13 protein-coding genes and 1 pseudogene are annotated in these 19527 nt (G+C 45.6%); 11 read left to right on the top strand and 3 right to left on the bottom strand.

Translation table 11 applies throughout. The features are described from left to right. Positions 1–9 precede the first annotated feature (9 nt). The gene (locus tag HMPREF0999_RS11980; protein ID WP_009276005.1) at positions 10–2361 is read left to right on the top strand and encodes a family 20 glycosylhydrolase; all 2352 of its coding nucleotides are present in this window, start codon (positions 10–12) and stop codon (positions 2359–2361) included. A gap of 205 nt (positions 2362–2566) precedes the next feature. Here HMPREF0999_RS11980 and HMPREF0999_RS11985 read toward each other — a convergent pair whose 3' ends face one another. Together HMPREF0999_RS11985 and HMPREF0999_RS11990 are read right to left on the bottom strand one after the other, a co-directional pair. Beyond that, positions 2567–4102, bottom strand: a complete 1536-nt coding sequence (locus HMPREF0999_RS11985; RefSeq protein ID WP_005868392.1) for a carbon-nitrogen hydrolase family protein — start codon at positions 4100–4102, stop codon at positions 2567–2569. 80 nt (positions 4103–4182) lie between these two features. Further along, positions 4183–6672: an alpha-L-arabinofuranosidase C-terminal domain-containing protein gene (locus HMPREF0999_RS11990; protein WP_009276006.1), complete on the bottom strand. Its 2490-nt coding sequence runs from the start codon at positions 6670–6672 to the stop codon at positions 4183–4185. A gap of 179 nt (positions 6673–6851) precedes the next feature. Between HMPREF0999_RS11990 and HMPREF0999_RS11995 the strand changes: the two genes are divergently transcribed. The 8 genes and pseudogenes from HMPREF0999_RS11995 to HMPREF0999_RS12030 all read left to right on the top strand — a co-directional run bounded on the left by HMPREF0999_RS11995 (position 6852) and on the right by HMPREF0999_RS12030 (position 15786). After that, the gene (locus HMPREF0999_RS11995) at positions 6852–7217 is read left to right on the top strand and encodes a PleD family two-component system response regulator (RefSeq protein ID WP_005856577.1); all 366 of its coding nucleotides are present in this window, start codon (positions 6852–6854) and stop codon (positions 7215–7217) included. Further along, on the top strand, positions 7217–8392 hold the full coding sequence (locus tag HMPREF0999_RS22935) for a sugar transferase (RefSeq protein ID WP_009276007.1): 1176 nt from the start codon (positions 7217–7219) through the stop codon (positions 8390–8392). Before HMPREF0999_RS11995 ends, HMPREF0999_RS22935 begins: the two co-directional genes overlap by 1 nt. A 17-nt stretch (positions 8393–8409) precedes the next feature. Beyond that, positions 8410–9186, top strand: a complete 777-nt coding sequence (locus tag HMPREF0999_RS12005; protein ID WP_005856573.1) for a TolC family protein — start codon at positions 8410–8412, stop codon at positions 9184–9186. A gap of 3 nt (positions 9187–9189) precedes the next feature. Then, a complete protein-coding gene (locus HMPREF0999_RS12010; protein ID WP_009276008.1) occupies positions 9190–11349 on the top strand; it encodes a GumC family protein in 2160 nt (719 codons plus the stop codon). An 8-nt stretch (positions 11350–11357) separates the two neighbouring features. Beyond that, positions 11358–12830: an O-antigen ligase family protein gene (locus HMPREF0999_RS23245; protein ID WP_009276009.1), complete on the top strand. Its 1473-nt coding sequence runs from the start codon at positions 11358–11360 to the stop codon at positions 12828–12830. Further along, positions 12823–14049: a glycosyltransferase family 2 protein gene (locus tag HMPREF0999_RS12020; protein WP_005856568.1), complete on the top strand. Its 1227-nt coding sequence runs from the start codon at positions 12823–12825 to the stop codon at positions 14047–14049. Before HMPREF0999_RS23245 ends, HMPREF0999_RS12020 begins: the two co-directional genes overlap by 8 nt. Then, positions 14033–15163 (top strand): annotated as a pseudogene (locus tag HMPREF0999_RS12025) (glycosyltransferase family 4 protein). The gene HMPREF0999_RS12020 and the pseudogene HMPREF0999_RS12025 overlap by 17 nt, the downstream one beginning before the upstream one ends. Continuing rightward, entirely contained in the window at positions 15160–15786 is a 627-nt protein-coding gene (locus tag HMPREF0999_RS12030; RefSeq protein WP_005856563.1) for an acyltransferase, read from the top strand. The pseudogene HMPREF0999_RS12025 and the gene HMPREF0999_RS12030 overlap by 4 nt, the downstream one beginning before the upstream one ends. 6 nt (positions 15787–15792) lie before the next feature. On the opposite strand, the gene HMPREF0999_RS12035 is transcribed toward HMPREF0999_RS12030, so the two are convergent. Next, positions 15793–16827, bottom strand: coding sequence for a hypothetical protein (locus HMPREF0999_RS12035; RefSeq protein WP_009276012.1), 1035 nt, complete (start codon positions 16825–16827; stop codon positions 15793–15795). Between the two features lie 125 nt (positions 16828–16952). Between HMPREF0999_RS12035 and HMPREF0999_RS12040 the strand changes: the two genes are divergently transcribed. Both HMPREF0999_RS12040 and HMPREF0999_RS12045 read left to right on the top strand, forming a co-directional pair. Beyond that, positions 16953–18398 (top strand): lipopolysaccharide biosynthesis protein, encoded by a 1446-nt coding sequence (locus HMPREF0999_RS12040; RefSeq protein ID WP_005856560.1) that lies wholly within the window; start codon positions 16953–16955, stop codon positions 18396–18398. Continuing rightward, positions 18395–19522 (top strand): glycosyltransferase family 1 protein, encoded by a 1128-nt coding sequence (locus HMPREF0999_RS12045; RefSeq protein WP_005856558.1) that lies wholly within the window; start codon positions 18395–18397, stop codon positions 19520–19522. The genes HMPREF0999_RS12040 and HMPREF0999_RS12045 overlap by 4 nt, the downstream gene beginning before the upstream one ends. The last annotated feature ends 5 nt before the right edge of the window (positions 19523–19527 follow it).

Genomic DNA, 19527 nt, shown 5'->3' on the forward strand with positions numbered 1-19527 from the left:
TTTAATTCTATGAAAAAGCTCCTTGCTACAATCTGCGCCGGCGCTGTCTTGGGCCTGATGGCCTCATGTGATGATGCTCCCGGTAAAGCGAAAGCTTACAACCAAGGTATCAACATCATCCCGACACCGGTCAGCCTTACGCAGAACGAAGGAAACTTCAAGCTAAACAAAAACACGAAGATCTACGCTTCCACCCCGGAGGCGAAAACCGTAGCCGAGTTCTTCGCGGCTAAAATGAACACGGCGACAGGCTACCAGATAGCTACCGCCGACAAAGAGACTTCCGACGGTATCTCGTTGGTTATCGACGGCGCTCTGGACGTAAACGACGAGGGATACACGCTCGACGTAGCCGACAGCGGCGTCCGTATCAAGGCCAAGACCCCTCAAGGTCTTTTCTACGGTATGCAATCGTTCTTGCAATTGCTGCCCGCCGAGATCGAGAGTCCTTCCGCCGTGAAAGGTATCGCATGGATCGCTCCGGCCGTATCTATCAAGGACGAGCCTCGTTTCGGCTACCGTGGTATTATGCTAGACCCCTGCCGCCATTTCATCCCGGTAGAGAATATCAAGAAGCAGCTGGATGTATTGGCCTTGTTCAAGATCAACCGCATGCATTGGCACCTGACCGACGACCAGGGATGGCGTATCGAGATCAAGAAGTACCCGAAACTGACCGAGATCGGCTCTAAGCGCATCGATGGCGAGGGTACCGAGTACGGAGGCTTCTATACCCAAGAGGAGGTGAAGGATATCGTTAAATACGCGGCGGATCGTTTCATCACGATCGTTCCCGAGATAGAGCTTCCGGGACACGAGATGGCCGCTATCGCCGCCTATCCGGAGCTGTCTTGCGAGGGTAAGCAGGGTACTCCCCGTATCATCTGGGGCGTGGAAGACATCGTATTATGCGCCGGCAAGGAAGAGCCCTTCCAGTTCTTCGAGGACGTGATCGCCGAGGTAGCCCCCCTATTCCCGGGCGAGTATTTCCATATCGGAGGCGATGAGTGCCCGAAGACGAGCTGGGAGAAATGCCCGCTTTGTCAGGCCCGTATCCGTAAGGAAGGCTTGAAAGGCGACAAGGAGCATACGGCCGAGGAGAAATTGCAGAGCTATTTCGTACAACGCATGGAGAAGGTCGTAAACAAGCACGGCAAGAAGATGATCGGATGGGACGAGATCCTTGAGGGAGGTCTGGCTCCATCGGCCACGGTAATGTCTTGGCGAGGTGAGGAAGGCGGTATCGCCGCCGCTAGCATGAACCACGACGTGATCATGACCCCGGGAAGCGAGGGTATGTATATCGACCAGTTCCAAGGCGACTACAAGATCAACCCGGTATCTATCGGAGGATTCACCACGGCGGAGCGGGTCTATAAGTACAACCCCGTCCCCGACACGCTGGCAGCGGCCGGTAAAGGGCATTTCATCAAGGGCGTGCAATGCAACGTATGGAGTGAGTACCTTTATAACACGGACATCATGGAGTACCGTATCTATCCTCGTATCCTAGCCCTCTCCGAGATCGCTTGGAGCCCGCTGGACCGGAAGGATTACAAGGACTTCGAACGCCGTCTGGACAACGCTCAGGTTCGCCTAGACGGACATGGTATCAACTACTACATCCCGCAGCCCGAGCAACCGAACGGTTCTTGCAACTTCGTGGCTTTCACGGACAAGGCTACCATGACATTCACCACGAACCGTCCGATGAAGATGGTCTACACGCTGGATGGCACCGAGCCTACCCCGGAATCTACCGTATATACGGCTCCTTTCGACATCACCGAGACTACGACCGTGAAGATCGCTTCCGTGTTGCCTTCCGGCAAGATGGGTAAGCCTCGCACGATCCTCGTGGAGAAACAAACGCTGGCTCCCGCCAAGGAGGTAGCCAAGACGACCCCGGGCCTCGACATGGAGGTATTCGATGGCATGTACCTAAGCGTAAATAATCTGGAGGCCGCTCAGAAGACCGGTAAGAAACAGGTCATCAAGACGACCCGTGAACTGACCAACCAAGTGCCCGCCCCCGAATCCATGCGAGGCGTGAAGCAATACGCCGCTATCGCTACCGGCTACGTGAATATCCCGGAGGATGGCGTTTATTACATCTCTTCGGATTTAGAGGAGGTATGGATCGACGGCAAGTTGATGGTCAATAACGGTGGCGAGGTAAAACGCTTCTCCCGTCATGACACCTCCGCGGCCTTGGCAAAAGGCTTGCACGAGATCAAGCTGGTATTCCTCGGACACATCATCGGAGGTTGGCCTTCCAACTGGAACGACGGTAGCGTACAACTCCGTAAATCGGATGCCGAGAAATTCACGCCGATCACGGCTGAGATGCTAAGTCATTAAGATCATTTCCGAAGGGGGGAAGCGAGCGATCCTCCCCCCGATATATAAACCGCAGGGGCGGGATTCGTCCGCCCTCCCACGCATACACGGCACGGGAGGGCGGACAGATCCCGCCCCTACTGCATTCTTCCGGCGAATATAATTGTGTTTAATAGCGAACACTACTGGGTTCAGCCATGAATACTATTGTGTTCAACCGCAAACACTACTGTTTTTTTACCCTCAACTCATACAAGTCGTGGCGACGGTCCCGAAGGTTACGCACGCTACCATACGTATGCAACTCGTTGAGCAAATCAAGGTCCACGTCCGATACAAGGATCATCTCCGTATTCGGGGTTGCCTCCGCACGCTTGCCATCGGTAGGGAAAGCGAAATCGCAAGGCGTGAACACACCCGACTGGGCGTACTGTATATCCATATTATGCACACGAGGCAGGTTGCCCACGCTGCCCGCTATCACCACGAAGCACTCATTCTCGATCGCCCGGGCTTGAGCACACACACGAACCCGAGAGTAACCGTTCTGCGTATCCGTAAGGAAAGGCACGAAGAGTATCTGCATCCCTTGGTCGGCCATGATACGGGAAAGCTCCGGGAATTCCACGTCATAGCAGATCAGCACGCCGATCCGGGCGCAATCCGTGTCAAACGTCTTCACCATCTTCCCGCCCGAGAGTCCCCAGCTCTTCTGCTCGTCCGGGGTGACATGTACCTTCTCGTACATCTCGTAGGAGCCGTCACGACGGATCAGGTATCCCACGTTATACAGCGCCCCGTCCTCCTTCAGCAAAGGCATGCTACCGGTGATGATATTGATATTGTAACTGATGGCGAGGTTCACGAATCGCTCACGGATCTCCTCGGTGTACTGGGCCAGCCCACGGATGCTCTGCGCCTCGCCTAGATGGTTGAACTTGGCCATCAGCGGAGCGTTGAAATACTCGGGGAAAAGGACGAAGTCGCTCTTGTAATCGGACACGGCGTCGACGAAGAACTCCACCTGCTCGAACACGTCGTCCAGTGTCTTATAAGGCCGCATCTGCCATTGTACCAGACCGACACGCACGGTTGTCTTCTTATCCACGTAATCCGTCGTAGGCGGCTGGTAATAGATATTATCCCATTGCAGCAGGGTAGCGCAATGCTTCGACTCCTCGTCGTTCGGCAAGTAGTTCATCATCACTTTCCGCACGTGGAAATCGTTGGAGAGCTGGAAGGTGAGCACCGGGTCGTAGATCTGACGTGAGCGCACCTTCTCGATGTATTCCTTCGGACGCATATGATCGGCGTATTTATAATAGTTCGGGATACGTCCGCCGAACATGATCGCCTTCAAGTTCAACTTCTCGCACAGCTCCTTCCGGTACTCGTACATACGGCGGGCCAGCCGGAGGCCCCGGTAGTCCGGATGGATGAACACCTCTATACCATATAATATATTCCCGTTCGGGTTATGCGTGCTGAACGTCTCGTTGCCCGTTACCTTGGCGTAGGTATGATCCCCTTTCACCATGTCATAATCCACGATGATGGAGAGGGCGCATCCTACGATCCGGTCATCCACCAGCGTCACGACCTGTCCCTCGGGAAATATCCGTATCAACGTCTCGATCTGCTTGCGGGTCCAGAAAACATCCTTGTCGGCGTATACCCTCTTGAAAGATTGCGACAACTGCGTATAGTCCTCAAGCTGCAAGCTCCGGAGCTCTACCTTGTTTATCTTATGCATTGGTTCCATAACACATTTTTTTTGTTAAAGTCGCCGCGAAGTTAGGATAAATACAGATAAAGTGTACCGGCCCTCCTGCCCTATCTGACCTACTCCATGTATAATTTCAAGATCGTCACTGAATTAGGCGGGAAATTATAGATAAACGGGCCGCTCATCGGGAATACGATAGGCTCGGTGACAGGCGTTACGGCCCCCGGGTTCTCAAACGTATTACGAGCCTCCGGCTCCCCTCTCAATTGGATCAGCTCCGCCTCGTTACGGATATTCACTCCCTCGATACGCAAAGAGGTCTTCTCCTCGTGGCGGGTCGTATTCACGACCTTCAAGTAAATCACCCGGTTCTCCTTGTCGAGGGTAGCGACGGATACCAACGACGGGATCGGACGCATATCCACCTCATGCAGCAATACGCCGTCCACATAACAACGGACGCGCTCGTACTCGCACGTCATGCGAACCGTATACCACCGGTTACTCTCAAAAGGGAACCGCACGGGAGAGACCAAGCTATCCTTCACGCCACCTACTTGATGGTACAGCTCGCTCGTTCCCGCCCCGATCGTCAGGGCGATATAATCCGCCTGCTCGCCCGTCCGCCCGTTGTCGCGGAGGCGAAGCTGTATCTGCCCGCTACCTTTCGTACGCCGGACGGTAGCCGTATATTCATAGGCGTAGCTCGTAGAGTCGCCGAACAATACCTGGTTCCACCGGTTGGCCTCCGGCACCAACGTACCAGCCTCCGGAACCTTCCATCCCCCGCTCATCACGGATATATCCGATACGGGCACGCCGTCGATCCGCACGTCCTTGAACTCATAGCTATTATCAAACATCTCTACGCCCGCCCGGCCCGTACGTACCTGTGGCTTCTCGTAGGTATCCACGATCGTCTTCAGCACCTCATCCCCCCGATGGCGGGTAAACATCTTTAATAAATGGTAGGAAGGAGAGACCACCGCCTGATGGGTGTTGAAAGAGATCAACGGATGGCGCTGGTTCTCGAACCCGGCGTTGCCCAATACCGGGGCATACGCCAAGCGGCGTACCATATCCGGGTTCTCCTCCGCCCCGACCAAGAAACAGGCCTCGGCCACCGCCGCCCGGAGCGTACCGGCCAAGGGTCGCTCCGTCGTCCCGAACTCCCCGATAAACACCGCCGACGAACGTCGGGAATACCGGTCGCTATTAAACCGGCCGGAGTTCGATAGAAAGAAATTCTCCCCGGCGTAATAATGGGAATCCACCCACTCGCTACGGCCTCGCTTCGTGAGGGGCGAACTGCTGATAACGGTAATCTCCGGATAGGCCTCCTTGATCGCCTTGCGGAAAAGCTCAAAGCGCCTGAAATACTCCCCGCCATAGTTCTCGCTGCCGATCTCGACATACTTCAAGTTGAAAGGTTCCGGATGCCCGTTCCTCGCACGCAGGGCGCCCGGCAGGGAATCCGCCGGGGCGTTCGCGTAGGCGATAGCGTCCAAGGCATCTCCCGTGAGCTTATCCATCGCCGTGATATCCTCGTAGCGGGGCCGGCGGCTTTGGCTCGTGATCCCGCTATTAATAACGTAGATAGGCTCCGCCCCCATATCCTCGCACATTTGCAAGTACTCGTGGTAGCCCATGCCGTTCGTCGTACCATAGGCCCATACGTTCCAGAAATGCTTACGCTCCGAGATATCGCCCAGCGTCTCCCTCCAGATAGGGTACGTACCCGCCGTATACCCCTCCACGAAACTGCCTCCGGGGAAACGGATAAAACGAGGGGCCAAGGAATCGACCAGCGCCGCCAAGTCCGGTCTCAGCCCGTTCTTCCGTCCCTTCCACGTATCCTCCGGGAAGAGCGATACCACATCCAGCCAAAACACGGCGGAGGTATCGGCCGTGATCGTCAAGACCGCGTTCGGCGCGTCCTCCGTAGCCGTAAACGTATGCCTGTATCGTTTCCACTCGTATAGCGGCGCTACCTGAAACACATCGCTCAAGACCGTATTAGCCATCGAGTCCTCCAAGGCCACCCGGATGGTACGGGGCACCATATTCGCCCCCTTGGCGAAAAACGAGAGATCGTATCGTTCCCCTTTCCGGATCGGTATCCCCCGGTATCCCTCGGCTATCACGCCTCCGCGCCCCGACTCCCCGGAAGTCGATACGGCCACGAGCAACGACCGCCGGTTCTTATCATTCACCAGCTCCTTCATATCCGGGTATATCTGTGTATTAGGGACGATCCGCCTCCATCCCGGTACGGAATCTCCCCGCATAAAAGGGATCGTCCAGCCATTCGGGGTAATCAAGACGTTCCGGGCGGCGTCGTAAGGGCAGTTCAAGGGTGGCACGCCATCCTCGAAGCTCCGGTTCTGGATCAGCTCGGCGTACAGCCCCCCATCGATCCCATGGTTAATCTCCTCAATGGTCAAACCATACAGATCCGGGTTCACGGGAACCGTCAGGCCATCCGCCTCCACGGTTATCGTAGAGATCACCGGCATCTCCGGCTGGCAAGAGGACAAGCCCATCCCGACAATAGCGCCAACCAATAAATGAATAACATCAAAATCTATATATTTCCTCCAACGCATCTTCGAATACTCATCTCATTTATGTGCGTACAAACTTAATCAAAAAATCGCAGTTTCCCCTATTTTCAAAGTCCGAACTGTTTTTTCAAAAAAACAATTGAAAAACATAGATTTTTTCAATTTAATATCCTAAATTTGCATAATAGATAAAACAAAAGACGACAATATTATACGACTCTATGGAGAAATCTGTTCTTTTAGTGGATGACAAGCAAGAAATCGCAAAGATAATCATGCTTTATTTATCAAGTACTTACAAGGTATCCTATAAAGAAAATCCTTTGAAAGCGATCGCTTGGCTTCAAGAAGGCAATTTACCGGATTTGATCATCTCTGACTTGAATATGCCAGAAATGTCCGGAGAGGAATTCTTGGTTTATTTAAAAGCGAACGATATGTTCAGCCATATACCGGTCTTGATCCTATCGAGCGTAGAGAGCAGCTCAAATAGAATACGTTTGTTTGAGGAAGGGGCGGAAGACTTTATCTTGAAGCCTTTCAATCCAGAGGAATTAAGGGTAAGGGTAAAACGAATATTAAGATAATGAATTATGTCTTTTTCGGTAATAACGTGCCGTTGGCCGAACGTTTACGTAAGGCATTAGGCACCGGGGTCATAGAATGTATAACGCTTCTGCAGATGAAAAACACGCTTCTTCCTGCCGAGGAAATGGATTATTGTGTATTCATCGAGAAAACAGATCCTACGTTAAACATTCCTGCGATCATGCATTTGCATAAGACGTTTCAAAATATATATATCGTATTAATCGCCCCGGAAATGACCCGGGAGGAGAAAATATCCTATTTGCAAGCCGGAACGGACTGTGTCATCTCCGAGTCTACCTCTAAGGAAGATTTAGTGAAGCTACTGGGTATCGCCGAGAAATGCAAGAGAATGGAAAAAGCGCGTAAGCCTCAAATAAAAGAGCCTGATCTCGCCATTTTCAAGCTGCCTTTATGGAAAAGGGTCTTCGACATCATTTTCTCATCCATGGCGCTCCTCTGCCTCTCCCCTATCTTTATCATCACGGTGATTTGGATCAAGCTGGAGGACAAAGGCCCCGCTTTCTACAAGTCGAAACGAGTAGGCAGCAACTATAAGGTTTTCGATTTTTATAAGTTCCGCTCTATGTATATGGACGCGGACAAGCGCATAACAGAGTATAAAAAGCTTAATCAGTATACGGAATCTATTGCTGAAGAGGCTGTAGCCTCTTCAGCAACTTCTGTGAATTCACAGAAGCAAGCTTCTTTTTTTAAAGACGATGAGCAAAATATCATTTTATATTCCGACAATGACGCTACTCCTGAAAACGACTATTTAAAAGTAAAACGTCACGAACGCTCCAACGCTTTCATCAAATTAGAGAATGATCCCCGTATAACAAAGATCGGCCATATTATCCGGAAATACAGCATTGACGAACTCCCCCAGCTATTCAATATATTAAATGGAGACATGTCAATAGTTGGTAACCGCCCTCTTCCCGTATACGAGGCGGAATTATTGACCAGCGATGAATACATACAACGCTTCATGGCTCCTGCCGGCCTTACAGGTCTTTGGCAAGTAGAGAAACGTGGCAATTCTGGTAGTATGTCCGCCGAGGAACGTAAACAATTAGATATTAAATACGCTCATACATTTTCTTTCTGGCTGGACATGAAGATCATCATTAAGACCTTTACGGCGTTCGTACAGAAAGAGGACGTATAGATCCATTAATAAATCGTATGAAGAACTTATTTATCATCCTATTCATATTCAGTATCCTTTCGGCTATAGCTCAGAAAAAGAAAACCTATTTCGATAAAGCTACAACCGTGGAAGTAACATCTGGCTCAGACTCTATTCAAGCGATGCTAGATGATTATGAACGTATCCAATTACCACCTTTATCTGTTTTTTTAGAATCAGTATATGATCACCCTTCGATCAAGATTTACGAAGCTAAGAAAGATGAAGCTAATGCTGAAATGAAAGTGACCAAAAGAGAATGGCTAGATTATTTCAGGGTATACGGACAGTACCAATATGGACGATTAGTGCAGCTATCCTCTCATGAAACCGTAGAATATCCTGAATATCTCACAAGTCTGGGTAGTAATCAACATACTTATAGCGCAGGCATATCGGTGTCTATCCCATTTGGTGACCTATTTAGCCGTGGCCAAAAGGTACGAGCTCGGAAAGCTCGTTTCCGGCAATTAGATTATGAATATGAGATCTCAATAGAAGAACGGAAATTAAAAATATTGGAAGCTTATAATAACGTATTGCAAGCTTTAGCTACTTTGAAAGCTAAATCAGACGCTGCTGCCCTTTACAACGCCCAAATGAAAATATCGGAACAAGACTTCATCAACGGTAAAATTGACATTACGACTTTGGCCATGGAAAGAGGACGTCGTTCTGGAGCCGTAATCTCTTATCAAGAGGGTAGAGCTACCTTACACAATGCGGTAACCCTATTAGAGATGCTTACAAATGTAAAAATCATAAATCGATAATTTATGGATATTACACTATACATATCCCGTTTTTTATATAGAATTCGTCACCAACTGATATTTGGAACGCTTATTGTAACAGCATTGGTTGCCTATTTCAGTCAATTCATGGAGAAAAAATACACCGTGACAACTTCGATCTACACAGGTATTACCTCCAACACGGGTTTAGATGAAGAGACAAAACCTGATTGGCAGGCAGTAAACAACACATATGATAACTTGGTTAATTTAACAAAATCAAGAGGAACCCTAGAAAACGTATCACTAAAATTATTAGCATTAAACCTAACACAAGGAAATCCTGAAATAGATAATCTCTATATAACAGCTGACAATTACAAGAAATTAACAGCATCTATACCTGAAGAAATAATAAATTTAATAGACACGGCTTCTCTCGATAACACTATAAACAGATTTAAAGAATATAAAAACAGTGATAGCCGCAATTATTTGCATGAATTGCTCAACGGAGGAGCTGCATTCTATAGCTACGCAGCTTTATCCAGCATAATTATTAGACGCCAAGGTAATAGCGATTTGATAGAGATAGCCTACACTAGCTCAGATCCCGGAATCACATGGAATACGGTTAAGTTAGTCAGCGAAGAAATGAAATATTCTTACGATAATTTAAAATATAAAACAGCAAATGATATCGTAAAATATTATGAGCAGGAATTGAATAAATTAAGGACAAAACTCAATCAACAAGAAAATGATCTTACAGATTATAACGTACAAAACAGCGTCATAAATTATACAGAACAAACAAAATCTATCGCAAACTCTTTTGCTGATTTTGAGAACCGTTACGAAGAAACACAACGAAGTTACGAGAGCTCAACCAAAATCATCAACGAGTTAGAGAAATACATGGAAGTTCGTACTAAACTTGTCAAAACGAATGAAGAGTTTATCAACGCATTGGAAGATGTTTCCCGCATCAGTGGTAAAATCACCGAGATAGAGACTTTCACCTCTGAAAACGCATTAAACAAGGATACAGAATTAACACGATATCAAGATCAACTGAAAGATGTCGAGAAGAGAATAGCATTACTGACAGATAAAATTAACAGCTATAAAGAAAGTAAAGAAGGAGTCGCTATTGACGGATTAGTACAAGAATGGTTGTCACAGACCTTGATACAAGTGAAATCCAAGGCAGACTTAGAGATTTTAAACAAAAGAAAGCACGATTTCGAGGAGCAGTATAAGAATTATTCTCCCATTGGGACTAAGATCAACCAGCAAGAACGAGAGATCAATGTCACTGAACAGTCTTATCTACAAGTTCTCCATGCCTTAAATATGGCTAAGATGAAACAGGTGAACTTACAATTAACCTCATCAAACTTAACAACTATCTCAGAGGCCGCTTATCCATTGTTTAGTGACAAAGGTAAGCGCATGTTTTTAGTCATAGCCGCTTTTATCGGTAGTTTAATTTTCATTATAGCCCTAAATTTGGTCATTGAATTACTAGACCGTACCCTCCGGGATGCAGAACGGGCTAAACGCCTCACAGGAATGAATATATTAGGAGCCTTCAACGGACGCAACTCCCAATTGAAATACAGGGGATTTGTAAAGACCTGTAACCGAATATCAGCCGCATACGCTTGCAATCGGTTGGCTCCTTATTTGCAAAAAAATAAGACTCTATACATAAATATATTAAGTATAGAAGAAAGAGAAGGGAAGACATTCGTTGCCAAATATTTTCAAGAACGTTGGGAAGAGCTAGGTTTCCAAGTACGATATATAAGGATCGGAGAAGAGATAAACATTGAATCGTCACTATTCACCACAGAAAATATAGAAGAGTATATTAAAGCCGAAAGTCAACCAGACATTGTATTAATCGAATATCCTTCCATTCAAGGAAACAGTGTGCCTCCACATTTGCTAAGCTCAAGTCAAGTTAATATTCTAATAGCTAATGTACGCAGAGTATGGAAAAATAGCGATAAGGAATTTGTTAGTTATTTGCGTGAGATAACTAAAAATACATCTTTGTATTTATACTTGAATAACGCCTCACGAGAAGCCGTAGAAGATTTCACCGGGCAATTGCCCCCTCAGACCTCCATGCGCTCTTTCACGAACCGTATGATGTATATGGGGTTAACCGCAACCAATTCGGCCATAAAATAGCGAAGCTCATGGATACTTCAAGAGAGATAAAAGAGGATTCTTCTTTCAATATGACCCTATTAATCCTTGTCATAGGACTAGTAGGAATAGGAGGAGCTTTACTATTTAATAACATCCCTCTTTTCGGGATGATAATAGCTTTGCCTTTGTTATGTATAACCTGTATCCTATTATTGAAATATCCTTGGTTCATACTATTTGTCATTTTTACGATCAACTATTTCATATTGGGTATTACCCGATATATTCCAATAGAAGGCGTTAGCGTAATCATGGATATCCTATACGTAACAGCCTTAGTATTACTATCCATTCATGCGGCCCTTTATCAGAACATCGAATGGAAAAGAGCAATTCACCCCTTAAGCGTCATGTGCTGTATATGGATGGGATATTGTATCTTTGAAATCGCTAACCCCTCCGGAGTACTTGAGGCTTGGATATTATCAAGAGGGCTGATATTCAATGGGTTTATCATTGTTATTATTACATCGTTATTATGCACTCGTTACTCTTTTTTAAAATCCTTGATATTTTGTTTATCCCTATTCACCCTTTTAGCTATAACTAAAACCTTCATGCAAAAATATATTGGATTTGACAGTTTCGAGACCAAATGGCTTAATGAAGGGGGAGCTACGACTCATATCATATGGTCCGGAGTCCGCTATTTCTCTTTTTTCACTGACGCTAGCAATATGGGGGCGAATATGGGAGCCGCCACTATGTTCTTTGGGATCGCAGCATTCCACATGCGCTCCTATTTATGTAGAATATATTATTTAAGCATAGCTATCCTAGCCATTTATGCGATGTTCCTTTCCGGTACAAGAGGGGCCATGATCGTCCCATTAGCGGGATTGGCGCTTTATACATTCGTCAGTAAACAAACCAAAACCATTATCACAAGCTCGACCTTATTATTGCTTACTTATGTTTTTTTTGCCCTTACTACTATAGGAAATAGCAACGCTACCATCCGAAGGATGCGTACCGCATTCACCCCGACAGAAGACGCCTCATTCAATGTTCGAAAAGAAAATCAAAAGAAATTGGCATCCTACATGAAATACAAGCCTTTTGGAGAAGGGCTGGGATTATCAGGTGACAGGGCTGGAGAGAGAATATCAAAACGCTTTACCACCTCCATTCCAACAGATTCATGGTATGTCAAAATCTGGGTGGAGACAGGAGCGGTTGGCTTGACACTTTACCTAAGCATGATCTTTCTATCCATTGGATGGGGAGGATGGATCATAGCCATGCGGCTCAGAGATCCGGAGCTGAAAGGGCTACTGACAGGGTTACTTTGTGGCATATTCGGAATGTTTATCAATGCATACGGGAACTCTTTCTGGGGACAATTCCCGACAATGGTAATTTCCTTTACGGGACTTACTTTTATAATGGTAGGACCCTATCTAGATCAAGAAATACAAGAAAAAAAATCAACTGATTCAAATATAAAACACCATGATTGAGCAATTCTTTCAAATAGGAGAAAATTGGATAGACAAGGAGGAGTATCTATTTCAATTGATAGACGCCATCGTATTCCTATGTTTTATGGTATGCGTACTGTATTTATTCGTATTCGCCGTTTACTCTAAAAGGAAATCGACTTATAAATACCCTACGACTATGAAAAAATACCGTTTTGCGGCCTTATTTCCGGCCTATGGGGAGGATGAGGTAATTATAGACTCCGTCAAAAGTTTCCTTCAGCAAGACTATCCAAGAGAATTATATGATATTATCGTGATAGCCAACCAAATGCGTCAGGAAACCCTCGATAGGCTAAAGTCATTATCCGTAAAGATTATAAAAATGGAGAACCCACAAAGTACCAAAATAGAGGCCCTCAAGGCAGCCATCCGTTACATTGAAGAAGGAAAAACAAAATATGACAACGTGATTATCCTTGACGCCGATAATATCGTAAAAAACAATTATATAGAGAAAATAAACGATGCTATTTACGCAGGTTGTTCAGCCATACAGACGCATAGGGTAGCCAAGAACAGAGATAGCAGCATAGCGGTGCTCGACGCCGTTAGCGAGGAGATCAACAACTCTATTTTCAGGAAAGGACATACCCGCCTAGGTTTCTCGTCCGCCTTAAGTGGCTCGGGTATGGCTTTCGAATACGGTCTTTTCAAGAATATCATACAAGGTTGCAACGATATCGGGGAAGATAAGTACATGGAGCGAAAACTGTTACTCCAAAATATATATATCGAATATCTTGAAGATGTCTATACATACGACGAGAAAGTAAGAGGCAAGAAAGACTTCTATAATCAAAGACAGCGCTGGCTTGCCACACAATTCCACAACTTACTCTCAGGGATTCTCCAGATACCGGGAGCACTAATAAAAGGAAATTGGGACTATTGCGATAAATTATTTCAATGGATGATGCCCCCTCGTGTCTTATTGCTAGGGTTTATCACGTTAATTGCCGCCATCCTAAGTCCACTTGATATCATAATCTCCATTAAATGGTGGTTCCTCTTGATATGGCTAGGCATCACTTTTAGCGTAGCGGTTCCAGACTATTTAGTGGACCAAAAATTCAGGAAGGCGATCGCCAGTGTTCCCATCCTATTCTTCCTCATGTTCCTAAACACGTTCCGAATAGGGAAAAAGCATACATTCTCTCACACCAAACATTCTCCAAATCATGAAGATAGCCATTGAAGCCCAGCGAATTTTCCGTACGAATAAGCACGGGATGGATTTTGTAGCGCTCGAGAGCATTCGAGAGCTACAGAAAATCGACAAGGAAAATGAATATTTCATATTCGTAAGTCCGGGAGAAGATCATTGCCTAGAAGAAACAAGCAATACGCACATCGTGGAGGTAAAATGCCCCACCTACCCCCTTTGGGAGTAGGTGGCGTTGCCACGGGCTGTAGCCAAGATAAGGCCAGACCTATTGCATTGTACGAGTAACACGGCTCCGATTCATTGCCCCGTCCCATTGGTATTGACCTTGCACGACATCATCTTCCTTGAGCCCAAGCAGGGAGATAATACATCATGGTACCAAAACATGGGTTGGCACTACCGACGTTTAGTAGTTCCCCGTATACTCCCTAAGTGTAAGAGAATCATTACCGTATCTCATTTTGAACGTGATCGGATTCGAGAGGCCTTATGTCTGCCCAAAGAACAAATCATGGCGATCTACAATGGATACAGCCAGCATTTTCATCCCCTATCAGGCATATCCGCCATCACCCATAAATACATTCATTCGGACGATTACCTTTTCTTCCTAGGAAATACGGACCCTAAGAAAAATGTACCCCGCACCTTGAAGGCATACAGTCTGTATCTCAAGCGCTCATCAAGAAAGCGTCCTCTATTAATAGCGGACTTACGCGAAGACAAGCTGGATATGATATTGAGAGAGCAGCATATAGAGGAAATCAAGCCTTACCTGTCTTACCCAGGTTACATCTCCAACAAGGATTTGGCATACTTGTACAATGGGGCCTTCGTCTTCCTATACACCTCCCTAAGGGAAAGCTTCGGTATCCCCATGCTAGAAGCTATGGCATGCGGTACACCCGTGATAACGGGGAATACCTCGGCCATGCCTGAGATCGCCGGAAAGGGAGGATTATTGGCAGATCCTTTCAACGAAGAAGAAGTAGCTTCCTTATTGCTGCGGCTAGAAGAAGATCAAGCATTCCATGATGAACAAATAAAATATGGATTACAAAGATCCCGATTATTCTCATGGAATCATACGGCTAGGAAACTATTGCAAGTTTATATGGAAGTCATTCAATCCTTAAAGAAATGAATATCAGCGATCTTAAACAAAAGATAAAGAAAAATGACAGATTAAAGAGAACGGTTCATTACTTAATAATGAATCAAAGAGGCTCTTGCCCTAGATTATGGGTTAAATGGTTTGTCAATCCATTTATGTTAACCTATGGAAAACGGAGCAAGATCAGAAGATCTGCTATAATGAATGTCAGTCCCATTAACTCATTCATACTTGGACAGGAAAGTATAATTGAGCATTACGTCACGATAGACAACGGGGTAGGCCACGTACACATCGGTGATCATTCACGCATAGGCATACATAATACGATCATCGGTCCCGTTTTTATTGGGAATCAAGTTATCTTGGCTCAGAACATCACTATATCCGGGCTCAACCATACATACCATGATATTTCTAAACCAATCGTAAAACAAGGCATAACTACCTCCCCTGTGATCATAGAAGATGAGTCTTGGATAGGAGCGAACACGGTCATTACCTCAGGCGTACATATCGGCAAGCACTGCGTGATCGGTGCGGGCAGTGTCGTCACAAAAGATATACCAGATTACTCTGTGGCCGTAGGCAATCCTGCTAAAGTTGTCAAACATTATGACCCATGCGGACAGCAATGGAAACGAACCCGATAAAAGGGATCAATGCGATTCCTCAAAATGATAACATTTCGCATAAAGACCGGCTATCTTATCGGGATGGAGATACTTGTCGGCATACCTCCGGTTCTTAGCTCCTAAATCGTCCAAATCCATGTTCATGGCAGAGCGAAGCATTGAATTGACAGACCCTTGATCCGAGGGGGAAAAGACCAAGTTCGCTGTCACCCTCAGTAATTCACCCACATTCCCGCTATCAGGGCCAACGACACCCCGCCCGAACAAGAAAGCCATCGGAACTACTCCGGAATTAAGGATAACGCAACGCTGTATAAAGACAACATCAGACACCGCAAAATAATACGGTAAATCCTCATCTGATATAATCCGCTCATTATTCTCCGTTCGTACCCCTAAAAGATGTAATAAACAACGTATTACGGACAATAAAGGCTTCGGATAACTCCCCGGAAGCATTCTTGGGGCCAGCAAGAGCTTCTTCCTTCGAGGCAAAGAGAAAAAAGCTTTCAACGTCATCCAGACCTCATCTCTCCTCCGGAATTTGCCAAACGCCGTAACCACAAAAGTCCTCCGGTCAATGCCCCAATATTCTCTTGCCGCCTCTCTCGTCAGAGTATCGTCATAAGCGCCCAGATAAATCGGATGAGGAATTAGGACATGCCTACAATCAGGATATAGACCGGCCATCTTGCCTAGACTATAGTTACCGAGGTGTACCATGCAATCGGCCATTCTCTCTACCACTCTATAGCAAGGATGCAAAGGACTTCCATAATGAGGGGATAAGTTGTGGCACGTATAATAAACCCGAGAGCCTTTCTCCTTAAAATATCTCAGCCGGGTCTCCAGCCGCTTATCGATATCCACGTCATTCACATTCCATCCCACCACTTCCTCAGGCCAATGAATGTGGATGATATCATAAGACCGGGATGGATTCCAAAACTCATCAACTGAGCTGATAGCCTCTATTCCATGAACAGAAAGCCTCGTTCGAATCACGGGAACAAATAAATTATCCCCATTTTTCTCTTTATAGACAAATAGGACTCTCATTTAATTTTATTGTTTTAATGTAAAGGTATGTATTTTTATCGAAAATAAGGAACACCTCATGAATAATTTAAATAAAAAACATATATTTGCCTATTAGGAGAATAATACACCTCTACTAGAAAAATATGGCATCAATACAAAAAGAGTTGGCATCTGGAATAATCTATACAGCTATATCAAAATACTCAGGAATCATCATTTCTTTAGCCGTGGCAGGTGTACTGGCCCGGCTGATCGATCCAGAGGAATTCGGGGTCGTAGCGATCGCCACCGTCATCATTTCATTTTTCAGTATTTTCAGTGATTTAGGGATCGCTCCAGCTATCATTCAAAACAAGCATTTAACAGAGGATAAACTTAACGATATATTCTCTTTTACACTATGGACCGGGATAGGGATCTCCATTTTATTCTTCTTGTCATCATGGCCAATCTCCTTATTTTACAAACAGAGTTCATTGCTATCCATATGTCATTTATTATCTTTCAACTTATTCTTTGCCTCAGCCAACATCGTTCCAAACGCACTATTATTCAAGGACAAAGAATTTAAATTTATAGCATACAGGAGTTTATTTGTTCAATGCATTGGAGGAATCATAGCAATCTTAGCAGCTATATCAGGAGCTGGATTATATGCCTTAATTATCAATCCTATATTCTCAAGCATCCTTATATTCATTATTTCCATAAGAAAAAAGCCCCAGAAATTAAAATACACATTTGGATCAAAATCCATTCATGAGATATTCAGTTATTCCGCATATCAATTCATGTTTAATGTGATAAATTACTTCAGCAGAAACCTTGATAAATTATTAATAGGAAAGTATATGAGTATGAATTCCTTAGGATATTACGAGAAGTCATACCGCTTGATGATGCTCCCGTTGCAAAACATAACACATGTCATATCACCAGTCATGCATCCCGTCTTCTCCAATTTTCAAGATGATCCGCTTAAATTAGCCCTCTCCTACGAGAAAGTCATCCGCATCCTAGCATTCATCGGGTTCCCATTATCAGTATTATTATGGTTTTGCGCCAAGGAGATTACGCTCATCCTATTCGGAGACCAATGGCTGCCATCCGTTCCCGTATTTCAGATCCTATCCTTATCCGTAGGCATACAGATCATCCTGTCCACCTCCGGCTCCATCTACCAAGCAGCCAACGATACGAAAAGCCTGTTCATATGTGGCGTATTCTCAGCCCTATTGAACGTATCAGGCATCCTCGCCGGCATATTCATATTCAAGAGCCTCGAAGCTGTCGCATGGTGTATATGTGCGACCTTCGCCATCAATTTCATACAATGTTATGTATGGATGTATAAAGTGACGCTAAAACGCAGCCTAGCGTCTTTAATCAGACAACTTATTTCCCCGGCTCCGCTCGTGGGTATATTGATAGTATGCCTATGGTCTATCCACCAATCATCCATTATATTACCGGAGCTGGCAAACTTGTTCATAAAAGCGGTTATTGCCGTTCTCATCTCCTGCATATATATTCAATTGAGTGGCGTATATAACATAATTAACTTCCTAAAATCAAAGATAAAAAGATGAAAGCCCTATTCCTTATATTCCATGGATTTAACCCGGCGAACGGGATCAGCAAGAAGATACAATATCAAGTAGACGCTTTACAGGCATGCGGAGTGGATACAAGGCTTTGCTACATGCGAGAACCAGCTGGCAGGAAACTACGCATGATCGACTCCGAGATTTTACGGGATTACGGAACTGGCATAAAAGGCAAGATCCTTAAAAGAATCGAGTATTCCTCTATAGTGGAATACGTCAGGAAAGAAGGTATCGACCTCGTCTATATGCGCTCAGACAATAACGCGAACCCTTTCACGCTCCACATGGTATGGCAGATGCGTAAAAACCACGTGAAAGTGGTCATGGAGATACCTACATACCCCTATGATCAAGAATATATCGGTTTCTCCCGTAAGGCAACGCTGCTTATCGACAAATGCTTCCGCCATACGTTAGCTAAGCGGTTAAGCGGGGTCATCACCTTTTCCGATTACCAAACAATATTCGGTAGCCGTACCATACAAATATCGAACGGGATAGACTTCAAACAAATCAAGCTAAAGAAACACATAAACGACACGAGCCATGAGCTCCACTTGATCGGGGTGGCGGAAATCCATTACTGGCATGGCTTCGACCGCCTAGTAAAAGGCTTAGTCAATTATTACCAAGCAAACTCCGGATATAATGTATATTTCCACATCGTCGGCAATTTCGCGGCGAAACGGGAAGAGAACGATATTCTCCCACTCATCAAGAAATATAACTTAGAGAGATATGTGATCCTACACGGGATGAGACACGGGGAAGAATTGGATGAGCTCTTCGAACAGGCCGATATGGGCATAGGGAGCCTCGCACGCCATAGAAGCGGCATCACCCACATCAAAACACTGAAAAACAGAGAGTACGCAGCAAGAGGGCTCCCTTTCATTTACTCCGAGATGGACAGTGATTTCGAGGGAAAGCCTTATATACTGAAAGCCAAAGCAGATGAAAGCCCGATCGAGATTCCCGCTATCCTGGAATTTCATAGGGGGCAAACGCTATCTCCCTGCCAGATCAGGGAGTCCGTCCTATCGCTTTCGTGGGAGAGCCAAATGAGTAAAGTATTAAGTGAAATTGATATAGAAAACAAAAAATAGAATAA

Origin of the sequence: Parabacteroides sp. D25, assembly GCF_000307475.1 — a bacterium.
In the GTDB taxonomy this organism is placed as follows: Bacteria; Bacteroidota; Bacteroidia; order Bacteroidales; family Tannerellaceae; genus Parabacteroides; species Parabacteroides distasonis.

What these genes read in the sequence shown, in the direction of transcription:
- HMPREF0999_RS11980 (WP_009276005.1), top strand. Translation starts at nt 10, where the DNA reads ATGAAAAAGCTCCTTGCTACAATCTGCGCCGGCGCTGTCTTGGGCCTG.
- HMPREF0999_RS11985 (WP_005868392.1), bottom strand. Translation starts at nt 4,102, where the DNA reads ATGGAACCAATGCATAAGATAAACAAGGTAGAGCTCCGGAGCTTGCAG.
- HMPREF0999_RS11990 (WP_009276006.1), bottom strand. Translation starts at nt 6,672, where the DNA reads ATGCGTTGGAGGAAATATATAGATTTTGATGTTATTCATTTATTGGTT.
- HMPREF0999_RS11995 (WP_005856577.1), top strand. Translation starts at nt 6,852, where the DNA reads ATGGAGAAATCTGTTCTTTTAGTGGATGACAAGCAAGAAATCGCAAAG.
- HMPREF0999_RS22935 (WP_009276007.1), top strand. Translation starts at nt 7,217, where the DNA reads ATGAATTATGTCTTTTTCGGTAATAACGTGCCGTTGGCCGAACGTTTA.
- HMPREF0999_RS12005 (WP_005856573.1), top strand. Translation starts at nt 8,410, where the DNA reads ATGAAGAACTTATTTATCATCCTATTCATATTCAGTATCCTTTCGGCT.
- HMPREF0999_RS12010 (WP_009276008.1), top strand. Translation starts at nt 9,190, where the DNA reads ATGGATATTACACTATACATATCCCGTTTTTTATATAGAATTCGTCAC.
- HMPREF0999_RS23245 (WP_009276009.1), top strand. Translation starts at nt 11,358, where the DNA reads ATGGATACTTCAAGAGAGATAAAAGAGGATTCTTCTTTCAATATGACC.
- HMPREF0999_RS12020 (WP_005856568.1), top strand. Translation starts at nt 12,823, where the DNA reads ATGATTGAGCAATTCTTTCAAATAGGAGAAAATTGGATAGACAAGGAG.
- HMPREF0999_RS12030 (WP_005856563.1), top strand. Translation starts at nt 15,160, where the DNA reads ATGAATATCAGCGATCTTAAACAAAAGATAAAGAAAAATGACAGATTA.
- HMPREF0999_RS12035 (WP_009276012.1), bottom strand. Translation starts at nt 16,827, where the DNA reads ATGAGAGTCCTATTTGTCTATAAAGAGAAAAATGGGGATAATTTATTT.
- HMPREF0999_RS12040 (WP_005856560.1), top strand. Translation starts at nt 16,953, where the DNA reads ATGGCATCAATACAAAAAGAGTTGGCATCTGGAATAATCTATACAGCT.
- HMPREF0999_RS12045 (WP_005856558.1), top strand. Translation starts at nt 18,395, where the DNA reads ATGAAAGCCCTATTCCTTATATTCCATGGATTTAACCCGGCGAACGGG.